General features: G+C 62.1%; 11 protein-coding genes. 10 read left to right on the top strand and 1 reads right to left on the bottom strand.

Annotation, left to right across the window (positions count from 1 at the left end; translation table 11 throughout):
• Positions 1–147: 147 nt before the first annotated feature.
• The 3 genes from FSO04_RS02070 (at position 148) to mtgA (ending at position 3917) form a co-directional block, all read left to right on the top strand.
• Positions 148–2262 (top strand): ribonuclease catalytic domain-containing protein, encoded by a 2115-nt coding sequence (locus FSO04_RS02070; RefSeq protein WP_168435539.1) that lies wholly within the window; start codon positions 148–150, stop codon positions 2260–2262.
• Positions 2259–3122, top strand: a complete 864-nt coding sequence (gene aroE / locus FSO04_RS02065) for a shikimate dehydrogenase (protein ID WP_154558121.1) — start codon at positions 2259–2261, stop codon at positions 3120–3122. The genes FSO04_RS02070 and aroE overlap by 4 nt, the downstream gene beginning before the upstream one ends.
• Before the next feature lie 72 nt (positions 3123–3194).
• Entirely contained in the window at positions 3195–3917 is a 723-nt protein-coding gene (mtgA, locus tag FSO04_RS02060; protein WP_154558120.1) for a monofunctional biosynthetic peptidoglycan transglycosylase, read from the top strand.
• 22 nt (positions 3918–3939) lie between these two features.
• Here the strand turns inward: mtgA and FSO04_RS02055 are convergent, their stop codons facing one another.
• Positions 3940–4767, bottom strand: a complete 828-nt coding sequence (locus FSO04_RS02055) for a glycosyltransferase family protein (RefSeq protein ID WP_154558119.1) — start codon at positions 4765–4767, stop codon at positions 3940–3942.
• A 251-nt stretch (positions 4768–5018) separates the two neighbouring features.
• Here FSO04_RS02055 and FSO04_RS02050 point away from each other — a divergent pair, with 251 nt between their 5' ends.
• The 7 genes from FSO04_RS02050 to araG all read left to right on the top strand — a co-directional run bounded on the left by FSO04_RS02050 (position 5019) and on the right by araG (position 12920).
• Positions 5019–5999, top strand: a complete 981-nt coding sequence (locus FSO04_RS02050) for a glycosyltransferase family 2 protein (protein WP_154558118.1) — start codon at positions 5019–5021, stop codon at positions 5997–5999.
• Positions 6000–6470: 471 nt separating this feature from the next.
• Entirely contained in the window at positions 6471–7442 is a 972-nt protein-coding gene (locus FSO04_RS02045) for an IclR family transcriptional regulator (protein WP_154558117.1), read from the top strand.
• The gene (locus FSO04_RS02040; RefSeq protein WP_154558116.1) at positions 7439–8497 is read left to right on the top strand and encodes a 2-dehydro-3-deoxygalactonokinase; all 1059 of its coding nucleotides are present in this window, start codon (positions 7439–7441) and stop codon (positions 8495–8497) included. Before FSO04_RS02045 ends, FSO04_RS02040 begins: the two co-directional genes overlap by 4 nt.
• A 36-nt stretch (positions 8498–8533) precedes the next feature.
• Positions 8534–9214 (top strand): 2-dehydro-3-deoxy-6-phosphogalactonate aldolase, encoded by a 681-nt coding sequence (locus tag FSO04_RS02035; protein ID WP_154558115.1) that lies wholly within the window; start codon positions 8534–8536, stop codon positions 9212–9214.
• Entirely contained in the window at positions 9211–9987 is a 777-nt protein-coding gene (locus FSO04_RS02030; protein ID WP_154558114.1) for an SDR family oxidoreductase, read from the top strand. Before FSO04_RS02035 ends, FSO04_RS02030 begins: the two co-directional genes overlap by 4 nt.
• Before the next feature lie 130 nt (positions 9988–10117).
• Positions 10118–11116 (top strand): arabinose ABC transporter substrate-binding protein, encoded by a 999-nt coding sequence (locus tag FSO04_RS02025; protein ID WP_154558113.1) that lies wholly within the window; start codon positions 10118–10120, stop codon positions 11114–11116.
• Between the two features lie 268 nt (positions 11117–11384).
• Complete coding sequence (araG, locus tag FSO04_RS02020) at positions 11385–12920, top strand: L-arabinose ABC transporter ATP-binding protein AraG (protein ID WP_168435538.1); 1536 nt, start codon at positions 11385–11387, stop codon at positions 12918–12920.
• The last annotated feature ends 16 nt before the right edge of the window (positions 12921–12936 follow it).

The following is a 12936-nucleotide window of genomic DNA, read 5'->3' as shown; positions in this document are numbered from 1 at the left end:
GAGGATCACCAGAATCATGCCGCCGGCGCGCGCGTATCGCGCCGCGGATCCACTACCACGAACACGTTGCCGTGCCGCGCACGCAGTGACCGATAGCTGAACCCAATCGGGCGCGCCGGCAGATGCAAGACAGAACGAGAGTATTGAGTGAACGTTTTCTTCGAGGAATCGGGCAGTTTCAAGGCGGGCAGCGTGCTGTCGCGCCAGGGCGATGCTTTTCAGGTCGAACTGCCGGGCGGCCGGCGCGCCAAGGTGCGCGCGAAAGACGTGCTGATCGAATTCGAAAAGCCGGGCGCGGGCGAACTGATGCAACAGGCTGACGCCGCCGCGCAGGACATCGATCTGGACTTCCTGTGGGAATGCGCACCGGACGACGAATTTCCGTTTGCCACGCTGGGCGCCGAGTACTTCGGCGAAGCGTTCGGTGCCATCGAGCGCGCGGCGCTGGTGTTGCGCATGCACGGCGCACCGGTGTATTTCCGCCGCAAGGGCCGCGGCATGTACCAGCGCGCGCCGCAGGAGCAACTCAAGATGGCGCTCGCCGGGCTGGAGCGCAAGCGCCAGCAGGCGCTGGTGCAAGCCGGTTACGAAGACGAACTGAAGGCAGGCCGTCTGCCGGAAGGCTTCAGCGGCAGCAAGGCGTTGGCTTTGCTCACGAGGCCGGACAAGAACACGATCGAATACAAGGCGCTCGAAGGCGCGGCAGCGGCACGAGGCATTTCGCAGGCGCGGCTGATGCTCGAATGCGGCGGAATTCCGTCGGCTCGCGCGTTGCATGAGGCGAAATTCCTCTCCGAGTTTTTCCCGCACGGCACCGGTTTTCCGCCGGTCACGGTCGGCACATTGCCGGAAGATCTGCCGGAAGCCGATGTACAGGCGTTCTCGATCGACGACATCACCACGACCGAAATCGACGATGCATTCTCCGTCGAGCATCTGGCCGACGGCCGCGTGCGGATCGGCGTGCACATCGCCGCGCCGGCGCTCGGCATTGCCCGTGGCGACGATGTCGATGCGATCGCACGTACGCGTTTGTCGACTGTCTATATGCCGGGCGACAAGATCACGATGCTGCCCGATAGCGTCGTGGAAGCGTTCACGCTGGCTGAAGGTGGCTTGCGGCCGGCTCTGTCGCTCTACGTGATCATCAATCGCGAGACGCAGGAAATCGTGGCGAGCGAAACGCGCGCCGAGCGCGTGTTCGTGAAGAACAATCTGCGCCACAACACGCTGGATGAGCTGGTCACCGAAGAGGCGCTCGCCGCCGGCACAGGCGACTATCCGCACAAGGAAGACATCGCCGTGCTGTGGCCGTTCGCGCAGGCGCTGTTCGAAAAGCGTCAGACCGCGCGCGCCGGTTACGGCCTGCGCCGCGAAGTGCAGCGCAACACCGATTTCAACTTCTATGTGGAAGGCGAGCACATCACGATCACGCCGCGCAGGCGTGGCTCGCCGCTCGATACGATCGTCGCGGAGCTCGCGATTCTCGCAAACTCGTCGTGGGGCGCGTTCCTGCATGACCACGGCGTGCCGGGCATCTATCGTTCGCAGCGCGCGTTCGGCGCGCCAACCGGTCCGAAACGCACCCGCATGCAAACCAATGCGGCGCCGCACGAAGGCCTGGGCGTCACGCAATACGCGTGGAGCACGTCGCCGCTGCGCCGCTATGTCGACCTCGTGAACCAGTGGCAGTTGCTCGCCTGCGTGCAGCATGGCGTGACCGCGAAACTGGCTGCGCCGTTCAAGCCTAAGGACGCCGATCTGTTCGCCGTCGTGCAAGGTTTCGACGACACCTACACCGCGTATGCCGATCACCAGCGTCGCATGGAGTACTTCTGGTGCCTGCGGTGGCTGAAGCAGGAGAACCGGAAGCAGGTGGTGGCATCGGTGGTGAAGGGCGATCTCGTGCGTCTGGAAGAGATTCCGCTGCTGCTGCATGTGCCGGGTCTCGGCGTGCACGCACGCGGTACGCGCTTGCAGATGGAAGTGATGTCGATCGACGAACTGACCGTCGAAGCGTCCGTGCGCCTATTGCATGTGCTCGACGCGCCGACGGTGACGAGCGGCAGCGAAGCTGAAGAAGCTGACGAGGGTGAAGAGGAAATCATCGACGTGGCGGAAGAAAGCGCCGAAGGCGAAGCCGAGGCTCAGGCGGAAGCCGACCTCGACGGCGGCGCGGCGGAACCGGGCGATGCCGAAAACGCCGCCGGCACCAGCGATGCGGCAGCCGGCCAGCAGCACGTAGCGGAGCCGGGACGATGAGCGTCAACGATTCGCGCGACCGCTACGCGGTCATCGGCAACCCGGTCGGCCATAGCAAATCGCCGTTCATTCATGGCCGCTTTGCCGCGCAAACCGGCGAGCCGATCGAGTACGGCCACTTGCTCGCGCCGGTCGATGCATTCGTCCCGCATGTGCGCGCTTTTATCGAAGCTGGCGGTCGCGGCATGAACGTGACGGTGCCATTCAAGCTCGACGCGCATGCGTTCGCTAACACCCTGTCGCCGCGGGCGGCAGCAGCGGGCGCGGTGAACACGCTGCGGTTCGACGGAAACGGTGTCTACGGCGACAACACGGACGGCTTCGGCCTCGTTCGAGACATCGAGGTGAATCTCAGCGTTTCATTGAAGGGTGCGCGGATTTTGCTGCTCGGTGCCGGCGGTGCCGCGCGCGGCGTCGTGCTGCCGATGCTGGACCGTTCGCCGCATACGCTGACGATCGTCAACCGTACGGCAGCGAAGGCTGAAGTGTTAGTGGACCAGTTCGCGCAGGCGGCACGCGATGCCGCTTGCCGTCTGACCGGCGGCAGCGCGCGAGCGATCGAAGCAGGCGCATACGACGTGATCGTCAACGCGACGGCGGGCAGTCTGGATGCTTCGTTGCCGGACTGCGACGACCGCGCGTTCGGCACCGGTACGCTCGCTTACGACATGATGTACGGCGCGCATCCGACGGTGTTCATGGAGCACGCGCGGAAGCTGGGTGCACGGGGCGCCGACGGTCTCGGCATGCTGGTCGAGCAGGCAGCCGAATCGTTTTACGTGTGGCGAGGCGTGCGGCCCGACGGCGCGCCGGTGCTGGCCGAATTGCGAGCGTTGTTGACGGCGCCGCCGCACGGCTAGACCCCCGCTTTAACTTCCGGAATACGCAACTCGCCAACCCACACGTTCACCGACTCGAGGACTCCAGGCACGATGAAAACAACGCGGCGCGCGAGCCGGCCAGGTCCGGTGCGATGGATCGTTTATCTCGGCGCCGTGGTGGCGATTGCGTGGCTTGCGACGCAGGCGTTTTACTTCGCGCAGATCGCGGTGTGGAATTACACGAATCCTCAGTCGACCGCTTTTATGCGGTCGGACGCGTGGCGCTTGTCGCAGGATCGGCCTGATCTGTCTGTGCAACGCACGTGGGTGCCGTACGAACAGATTTCGCACAATCTGAAGCGAGCGATTATCGCTTCCGAAGACGCGAACTTCGTGAATAACAACGGCTACGAGACCGACGCCATTTTGCAGGCGTGGGAGAAGAACAAGGCCAAGGGCAAGATCGTTCGCGGCGGCTCGACGATTACTCAGCAGTTGGCGCGGAATCTTTTTCTATCTCGTGAGAAGAGCTATATCCGCAAGGGCCAGGAACTGATCATCACGTGGATGCTCGAGACCCTGATGGACAAGCAGCGGATCTTTGAGATTTATCTCAACTCCGTTGAGTGGGGAAATGGGGTTTATGGCGCGGAGGCGGCCGCGCATTATTACTACAAGACTTCCGCTGCCAAATTGACTGCGGGGCAGTCGGCGCGGCTGGCTGTGATGCTGCCGCAGCCTAAGTATTTTGATGAGCACAGGAGCTCAGGGTATCTTGCTCAACGTTCGCGGGTGATTGCGCGGCGGATGGGGGCGGCTGAGTTGCCTGACTAGCGCCGTGCACGGCACCGGAGAGCTATATGGGCGTCTGGTCAGCGACGGGAAAGCGAAGACTGATCTCGATTGGCAAGCCGTTTTTGTCCTTCAACCTGAAGACCAGGTCTTTGGTTGCCGAGGTGAGATGCAGGATGCCGATTGTGTTGTACGGGGTGAACGGTTCGCAAAACTTTGCGTTCTCGACACTGAAAACCGGTAACGCAAGATGACATAGCCAGTTGCAAAGCGACGGCAGGGGATGCACCGGAAGTGAATCAGACCAGATTGCGCCATTAAGAGCCGTTTGATCGCAAACGAGAGTGCCATGCGTCGCTCTCAATCCTTGATCGAAATGTTGGGCCCAATGCGCCCAATGCGGTGCATCTGCTGTGAGCGCGAATACGCCCGCGTTAAAGTAATTCTGCGTTAGCGATTGAGTCGAGAAATTTTCGTTGTAGTACTGAGCGAGGCGATGCGCTCGCCATGAAGCCGTTATGTTCTGTTTATAGGCTACCTGAAGCTCAGGCACGATGCCCAATTCGCCGTCTTTCGCTGCGTTGAACAACCAGTTGAAAACGAACCGCTCCTGAACCCAGGCGTCACAGTCAATCCAGACATACATGTCATAGCCGGGGAAGTACGCGGGAAGAAACGGCCGGGCCGTTAGCGATCGCAGATAAGGCATGCGTTCGCGCATTGCCGGATCGACTGGCAGGTCCCAGCCGGGTTCGACGACGTGCGCACCCTGTGAGCAAACCCAGGCGCGGTTTTCTGCATTCAGGCCCACGTCGAGACACCCGATGTCCGAGTAGGGCTGCGGATTTCCGAATTGTTTGAGGGAATTCAGTAAGCCGCGCAAGAGGGGCATGTATGCGTCGTTTGAGGCGGTTGCTATGAGTACGCGCATTGAATGTGAATCTTGAAATTAAGTCCGTTAAAGGATATTCTTTTTAATTAAATTGGCAATGAGACAATTCTTAAAATTATTATATATGGGGTGTTGCGACTATTAATTTATTTTTAAGGATAAAAACCATCTAAAAAATATTGAGGGTAGAATGGCGTGCCTAAAAGCAGTGGCAGTATTTCGCCGCACGATTCATTGGCCCTTTCCCCGAAATGTTGAACTTCGAATTACGACCGGCGTGGACATCGGCCGCGTCTGCGGCGCCCACTATTTCCGTGGTGGTCCCGCTTTATAACCACGCCCCGTATATCGAAGCCGCGCTTGGCAGTGTGCTGAGCCAGACCTCCGCCGCTGACGAAATCATCCTGATCGACGACGGCTCGTCGGATAACGGCTTCGAGCTCGCGCAACAGGTGCTCTCGAATGTGCCTCACGCGAAGACCTTCAGGCAGGAAAATGCGGGCGCGCATACCACGATCAACCGGGGCATTGAACTCAGCAGCGGCGATTACATCGCCGTACTGAACTCGGACGACCTCTTCGCGCCGGCGAAGCTCGAATGTTGTCGGGTGATCCTTCGTGAGCGGCGAGACGTCGGCTTGATCGCGGGAAATTTGGGCATCATTGACGGTAACGGTGTTCGCCTGCAGTCGGGTTTCGCGATCGACTGGCTCGACCGTGCCCGACGCTTTCTCCATGAGACGAAGCTGCCGCAACTCGCGCTGTTGAATGAGAATTTCGTCGCGACGACATCGAACATGGTGTTCGCACGCGAGCTTTGGCGCGCGGCGGGCGGATTCCAGTCACTTCGGTATTGCCACGATCTGGACTTCCTGATGTTCGCTTGCGCTAACAGCAGCGTGTACCTCGACCTGGAAGAGGAGCACATTGCCTATCGGGTGCACCCGAACAATACGATCTGGGAAGACCAGAGCAAGGTGCGCGTCGAGGTGGCTGCGGTGATCGCACAGGCGTTATGCGCGGCTGGGCCGCGACTATTCTCGGCTGATCTCGACGAACAGGACCTGGCCGCGTTTCTGCGGGTTTTGCGCAACCGCAGGTTGACCGAATTGGTCAGCTACTTTCAGACCGTGTTTCCTGCTTTTGCGAACCGGGCGGCGTTCTACGCCCATGTCGCGGATTCCAGTCGTGTGGCTGCATTTCAGGCCGCTCTGGCTGGCGGCGGCCACTAGAACCCGTCACGAATCCGTCGCCATTGCGGCTTGAGTTTTCCCCATCCTCGCGTCGAGCCCTCGCTCGACGTTCTCCCCAAGTCTTTCGTTTCCCACGTCTCCGGGTATCCGGCCGCATAGCGAGCCCGCGCGGGCCGATCGAGCCGCGACTCGCGTTCCCACGATGTTCGCGCCCGCTTCATCGTCGGTCGCGCGCCTAGGGCTATGGTGCGGCGCATGACTGCTGCTAAATGACGTCAATATCCCAATATATGGTCCAATCATTCACATATTGGAGATTTGAAAAAAGCCGCCCTACAATGCATACCAACACGCCGGCGACGCACACAACGGATCGCCACGGCCAGCAAAAAAACCGGAGACAAGCCAGTGACGCCATCGACCTCGCGGCAGGAAGCTCGCGCTTGCAGTTCATCGCACCACGCCAGCGGCCTCGCGCCGTAGCCCACCCAAAGTCCTCTGCCTATCGCCATGAACAAAGCGATGCCTACTCACGCCGCCAGCACGTCCGCCGCCGATGTCACGCCGCAGGCGGAGCTGCCCAGTGCCGCCCCGCAACTGGCCGGCGCCGTAAAAAAGCCGCACGCCGCAGCGCCAAACGGCGTGGTCGACGAAATCGCCTTGCCGAGCACGTTGCTCGACATCACGCCGCAACAGGCCGGCACGCAAACACTGCTGCGCGGCCTCGCGATTCTGGAAGCCGCCGCCGCCGGTGTCCGCGATCTGCGCACCTTCGGCGCAGCGCTCGGCACGACCCGCAGCACCACGCATCGGCTGGTGAGCAGCCTCGTTCAGGCGCGCTATCTGCGGCAAGTGCAAGGCGGCTATCTGCTCGGCCCGAAGCTGATCGAACTCGGCACCATCGCGCTCGAACAGATGCCGCTGACGGCCGTGGCCCGTCAGCACCTCGAATCGCTCGCCGAGCAAACGCTCGACACGATCCACCTCGGTGTGCGCGATGGCGACGACGTGCTGTACATCGACAAAATCCCCGGCACCCGTGGCCTCGAAATGCGCTCGCGCGTCGGTCACCGGATGCCGCTGGCGTCGACGGGGATCGGCAAAGCCATGATGCTCGACCTCACGCCGGACGTCTGGCAGTCGCTCTTCGAAGCATCGCGGCGTGCGCTCGCCGGCGTCAGTTTCAAGCCGGATAACCGCCCCGATGCGCAGACTTTCATGCAGCGCATGACCAACTACGCCGCCGGCGGCTACACCTTCGACCTCGAAGAAAACGAAGCGTCGATCCGTTGCGTCGCGGCGCCGGTGCGCGATGCATCGGGCGCAGTCGTGGCGGCGCTGTCGGTGGCGAGCACGATTCCGTATATGTCGCTCGAACGCATGGATGAACTGATTCCGGTCGTGCAGCGCGAAGCGCGTGCGATCTCGGAGGAACTCGGCTGGCGTGCCCCGCAACCGGCAACCCGCAGGATCAAGCGATGAAGCGAGCGGTTTCTCACACGCAAGCGGCCAATCCGGTGCACGCCGCCGCGGTCGCCGACGCTACCCTCCAAGACGCAGCGCTCATTGCGCTCGACTGGGGCACGACGTCGCTGCGCGCGTATCTGTACGACGCGGCCGGCGAGGTACTGGCGACGCGGGCATCGACGGCCGGCATCATGAATTTGCCGCGTAGCGCCGAGCAAGGCGGCTTCGACGCGGCCTTCGAGGACGCGTGCGGCGCATGGCTCGAACAGGCGCCCGCCGTGTCGGTGATCGCAGCCGGTATGGTCGGCAGCGCGCAAGGCTGGCTCGAAGCACCGTATGTCGACGCGCCGGCGAGTGCGGATGCGCTGGTGGCCGGCATCGTCCGTGTGAAAGCCGCGTGCGGCGTGACGCTGCACATCGTGCCGGGCGTCCTGCAGCGCGGCGAGCTGCCCAACGTCATGCGCGGCGAAGAAACCCAGATTTTCGGCGCGCTCGGGCAGGACACAGGTGCAGCGGACAGCGGTAAGCGCGCACTGATCGGCTTGCCTGGCACGCACGCGAAGTGGGCCGTCGTGCAGGCGGGCCGCATCGAACGCTTTCACACCTTCATGACCGGTGAAGTGTTCGCGGCATTGCGAGAGCACACCATCCTCGGCCGCACGATGGTCACGCCGGATCGTCCGGATACCGCTTCGTTTCTGCACGGCGTGAACATCGCTCGCGATAAAGGTCAGGCGGGGATGCTGGCAACCGTATTCAGCTCCCGCACGCTCGGGCTCACCGGACAACTTTCGCGCGAGCAGCAGCCGGACTATCTGTCTGGTTTGCTGATCGGGCACGAACTGGCCGGTCTCGAAGCCGTGCTGACGCAACAGCAAAACTCGCTCGCCGGGCAGCATCTGCGTCTGATCGGCAATGAAGCGCTGTGCGAACGCTATCGCGTGGCACTGGTGCAATTCGGTTGCACTCACGCGGAACTGGTGAAGCACGCCACCGAGCGCGGCTTGTGGCGCGTCGCCACCCAGGCGGGGCTCGTCAAGCCCACGCCACAAGCGGCGCACGTCGGCTAATCGGCAGCGCCGCCGCTCACGAAATAAGGAACCGACATGCAACCTCACATCAATCTGCCCGCCCCGTACATGCCGCACGCGGGGTTGATCGCGGCGTTCGAGGTCTGCCCGCTGATCGCGATCATGCGTGGCGTGACGCCCGCCGATGCTGCCGAGCACGGTCAGGCGCTGTACGAAGCCGGCTTTCGCATCGTCGAAGTGCCGTTGAATTCGCCGCAGCCGTTCGACAGCATCGCGGCGATCCGCAAGGTGTTGCCGGCCGATGCGATCGTCGGTGCGGGCACGGTGCTGCATCCGAGTTTCGTCAACGACGTGAAGGCGGCCGGTGGCGAACTGATCGTGATGCCGCATAGCGACCCGGAGGTCGTCGGCGCCGCGAAGGCGCAAGGCATGGCGTGCGCGCCGGGCGTCGCGACACCGAACGAAGCCTTCATCGCGCTGAAAAACGGCGCGGATGTGCTGAAGATGTTCCCCGCCGAACAACTCGGCTGCCAGGTCGTGAAGGCGTGGCGCGCGGTGATCGCGGCGGAAGTGCCGCTGGTGCCGGTTGGTGGGATCACGCCGGACAACATGGGTCCGTTTTTGAGTGCCGGCGCGAATGGCTTCGGCCTCGGCTCGGCGCTGTACAAGCCGGGACAGAGCGCGGCGGTGACCGCGTCGCACGCGAAGGCGTTCATCAACGGGTTGCGCATCGCCCGTGCAGGCGCGAAGAAATGAAGCGGCTCGCCGACAAAGTCACGTTGATCACCGGCGCCGGGCGCGGCATCGGTGCGGCGATCGCGTTTGCGTTTGCGCGCGAGGGCGCGGCGGTCGTGCTGGCGGAACTCGATATCGAAACCGCGCAGCAGACGGCGGAACAGATCAAGGCACAAACCGGCGCACGCGTGCTGGCGGTGCAGACGGATGTGACGCAATCGGCCTCGGTTCAGCACGCGGTGAGCGAGGCTGAACAGGCGTTCGGTGCGCTCGACGTACTGGTCAACAACGCCGGCATCAACGTGTTCTGCGACCCTCTGACCATGACGGATGACGACTGGCGCCGTTGCTTCGCGGTCGATCTCGACGGCGTCTGGAATGGGTGTCGCGCGGTGTTGCCGGGCATGGTCGAACGCGGCGCGGGCAGCATCGTGAATATCGCGTCGACGCATGCATTCAAGATCATTCCGGGATGTTTTCCGTACCCGGTCGCGAAGCATGGCGTGATCGGATTGACGCGTGCGCTCGGCATCGAATACGCGCCGCGCAACGTGCGGGTCAACGCGATCGCGCCGGGGTACATCGAAACGCAATTGACGCACGACTGGTGGAACGAACAAGCCGATCCGGCTGCCGCGAAACAGGCGACGCTGGCTCTGCAACCGATGAAGCGCATCGGGCGCCCGGAGGAAGTAGCGATGACGGCGGTGTTTCTCGCCTCGGATGAGGCACCGTTCATCAACGCCACCTGCATCACGGTGGATGGCGGCCGCTCGGCGGTGTATCACGACTGAACGTAGTGGGGCAGCAAGAACAAAGCAGCAAAGGTTTCACCGGACGACGCGCTGGCCGCGTGTGTCATACCCGGTACAAGAAGACGCGGCCGATACCTTCTCGTTATCAATTAGTCAGGAGACACGCATTATGAAACGAAGAATTTTCCTCACGCTGGCAGCAGCGGCGGCGGGTGTGCTCTTCAACGCACCGGTGGCGCAAGCCGCGGATCCGGTCAAGATCGGCTTCCTCGTGAAGCAACCGGAAGAACCGTGGTTCCAGGACGAATGGAAGTTCGCCGAAATGGCCGCCAAGGAGAAGGGCTTCACGCTGGTGAAGATCGGCGCGCCGTCGGGCGAGAAGGTGATGAGCGCTATCGACAACCTGTCGGCACAGAAGGCACAAGGCTTTGTGATCTGCACGCCTGACGTCAAGCTCGGACCGGGCATCGTCGCCAAGGCGAAGGCCGACGGCCTGAAGATGATGACGGTCGACGACCGTCTCGTCGACGGCGCGGGCAAGCCGATCGCCTCGGTGCCGCATATGGGCATCTCGGCATACAACATCGGCAAGCAGGTGGGTGACGGTCTGGCTGCGGAAATCAAGAAGCGCGGCTGGGACATGAAGGACGTCGGCGCGATCGACGTAACCTACGAACAGCTGCCGACCGCGCATGACCGCACGACCGGCGCGACCGACGCGCTGGTTGCCGCCGGCTTCCCGAAGGCGAACATCATCGCCGCGCCGCAAGCGAAGACCGACACGGAAAACGCGTTCAACGCCGCCAACATCGCGCTGACGAAGAACCCGAACTTCAAGCACTGGGTGGCTTACGCGCTGAACGACGAAGGCGTGCTCGGCGCGGTGCGCGCAGCGGAAGGCCGCGGCTTCAAGGCGGACAACATGATCGGTATCGGCATCGGCGGTTCGGAATCGGCACTGAACGAATTCAAGAAGCCGTCGCCGACCGGCTTCTACGGCACGGTCATCATCAGCCCGAAGCGTCACGGCGAAGAAACCTCGACGCTGATGTACGACTGGATCACGCAAGGCAAGGAACCGCCGATGCTCACGCTGACGAGCGGCATGCTGGCCACGCGTGACAACGTTGCCGATGTGCGCCAGAAGATGGGCCTCGCGGCAAATTAAGCGGCTGAAAGCGTAGTTAAATGAAGTGAACTGCCGGTGCGTCGTTTCTCCAAGGATTGGGCGCGCCGGCAACAGCAATACAAGATCAGCAGTTGAGACAGACCACGCTTTGTGCCCATGAGGCACCTGAAGAAGCACGGTTCACACGAAGCAGCAATTAATTGCATGGGACCGGAGTAAGGGCTTTGCATGGGACCAGAGTAACGCGCTAAAGCGCGAACTCTGGTCGACAGCTGAAGCACTAACACCGGTCGACATAGGAGGCGAAGTGTCAGCGACGCTACGTTTTGACAATATCGGCAAAGTCTTTCCAGGCGTGCGCGCGCTCGACGGTGTGTCCTTCGACGTCAACGTCGGCCAGGTGCACGGCCTGATGGGCGAAAACGGCGCAGGGAAATCGACCCTGCTGAAGATTCTCGGCGGTGAATACCAGCCCGATTCGGGCCGCGTGATGATCGACGGCAATGAGGTGCGCTTCACGAGCGCGGCGTCGTCGATCGCGGCGGGGATCGCGGTGATTCACCAGGAACTGCAATACGTGCCCGATCTGACGGTCGCGGAAAACCTGCTGCTGGGCCAGTTGCCGAACTCGCTCGGCTGGGTCAACAAGGGCGAAGCCAAACGCTTCGTGCGTGAACGCCTCGAAGCGATGGGCGTGGCGCTGGATCCGAACGCGAAGCTGCGCAAGCTCTCGATCGCGCAGCGGCAGATGGTCGAGATCTGCAAGGCGCTGCTGCGCAACGCACGCGTGATCGCATTGGATGAGCCGACCAGCTCGCTGTCGCATCGCGAGACCGAAGTGCTGTTCAAACTGGTGCGCGATCTGCGTGCCGACAATCGCGCGATGATCTACATCTCGCACCGCATGGACGAGATCTACGAGCTGTGCGATGCCTGCACGATCTTCCGCGACGGCCGCAAAATTGCTTCGCATCCGACGCTCGAAGGCGTGAAACGCGACACCATCGTCAGCGAAATGGTCGGACGTGAAATCGCCGACATTTACAACTACTCTTCACGACCGCTCGGCGAAGTGCGTTTCGCGGCGAAAGCGATCGAAGGTCATGCGCTCGCGCAGCCGGCCAGCTTCGAAGTGCGGCGCGGCGAGATCGTCGGTTTCTTCGGTCTGGTGGGTGCCGGGCGCAGCGAACTGATGCATCTGGTGTACGGCGCAGATCACAAGAAGGCCGGTGAAATCGTGCTCGACGGCAAGCCGATCAAGGTGCGCAGCGCGGGTGAGGCGATCAAGCACGGCATTGTGCTGTGTCCGGAAGACCGCAAGGAAGAAGGCATCGTCGCGATGGCGACCGTGTCGGAGAACATCAATATCAGTTGCCGCCGTCACTATCTGCGCGCCGGGATGTTCCTCGATCGCAAGAAAGAAGCGGAAACCGCGGACCGTTTTATCAAGCTGCTGAAGATCAAGACGCCGAGCCGTCGTCAGAAGATCCGTTTTCTGTCGGGCGGCAACCAGCAGAAGGCGATTCTGTCGCGCTGGCTGGCCGAGCCCGATCTGAAGGTCGTGATTCTCGACGAGCCGACGCGCGGGATCGACGTCGGTGCCAAGCATGAGATCTATAACGTGATTTATCAGCTTGCCGAACGCGGCTGCGCGATCGTGATGATTTCGTCGGAATTGCCGGAAGTGCTCGGCGTATCCGACCGGATCGTCGTGATGCGCCAGGGTCGGATTTCCGGCGAGCTGGCGCGTAAGGACGCAACGGAACAATCCGTGTTGGGCCTCGCCTTGCCGCAAAGCTCGACAGCGCTGCCCGGAACCGCAGCCACCGAGCAAGCGGCCTGAACATTATTTGGACGAA

Origin of the sequence: Paraburkholderia madseniana (genome assembly GCF_009690905.1) — a bacterium.
Classification (GTDB): domain Bacteria; phylum Pseudomonadota; class Gammaproteobacteria; order Burkholderiales; family Burkholderiaceae; genus Paraburkholderia; species Paraburkholderia madseniana.
Note: the sequence above shows the minus strand (reverse complement) of the source record. Positions and strands in the feature narration are given on the sequence as shown.

Bases quoted from the DNA above. Each gene is read 5' to 3' on its own strand.
- aroE (WP_154558121.1), top strand. From the start codon at position 2,259: ATGAGCGTCAACGATTCGCGCGACCGCTACGCGGTCATCGGCAACCCG.
- mtgA (WP_154558120.1), top strand. From the start codon at position 3,195: ATGAAAACAACGCGGCGCGCGAGCCGGCCAGGTCCGGTGCGATGGATC.
- FSO04_RS02055 (WP_154558119.1), bottom strand. From the start codon at position 4,767: ATGCCCCTCTTGCGCGGCTTACTGAATTCCCTCAAACAATTCGGAAAT.
- FSO04_RS02050 (WP_154558118.1), top strand. From the start codon at position 5,019: ATGTTGAACTTCGAATTACGACCGGCGTGGACATCGGCCGCGTCTGCG.
- FSO04_RS02045 (WP_154558117.1), top strand. From the start codon at position 6,471: ATGAACAAAGCGATGCCTACTCACGCCGCCAGCACGTCCGCCGCCGAT.
- FSO04_RS02040 (WP_154558116.1), top strand. From the start codon at position 7,439: ATGAAGCGAGCGGTTTCTCACACGCAAGCGGCCAATCCGGTGCACGCC.
- FSO04_RS02035 (WP_154558115.1), top strand. From the start codon at position 8,534: ATGCAACCTCACATCAATCTGCCCGCCCCGTACATGCCGCACGCGGGG.
- FSO04_RS02030 (WP_154558114.1), top strand. From the start codon at position 9,211: ATGAAGCGGCTCGCCGACAAAGTCACGTTGATCACCGGCGCCGGGCGC.
- FSO04_RS02025 (WP_154558113.1), top strand. From the start codon at position 10,118: ATGAAACGAAGAATTTTCCTCACGCTGGCAGCAGCGGCGGCGGGTGTG.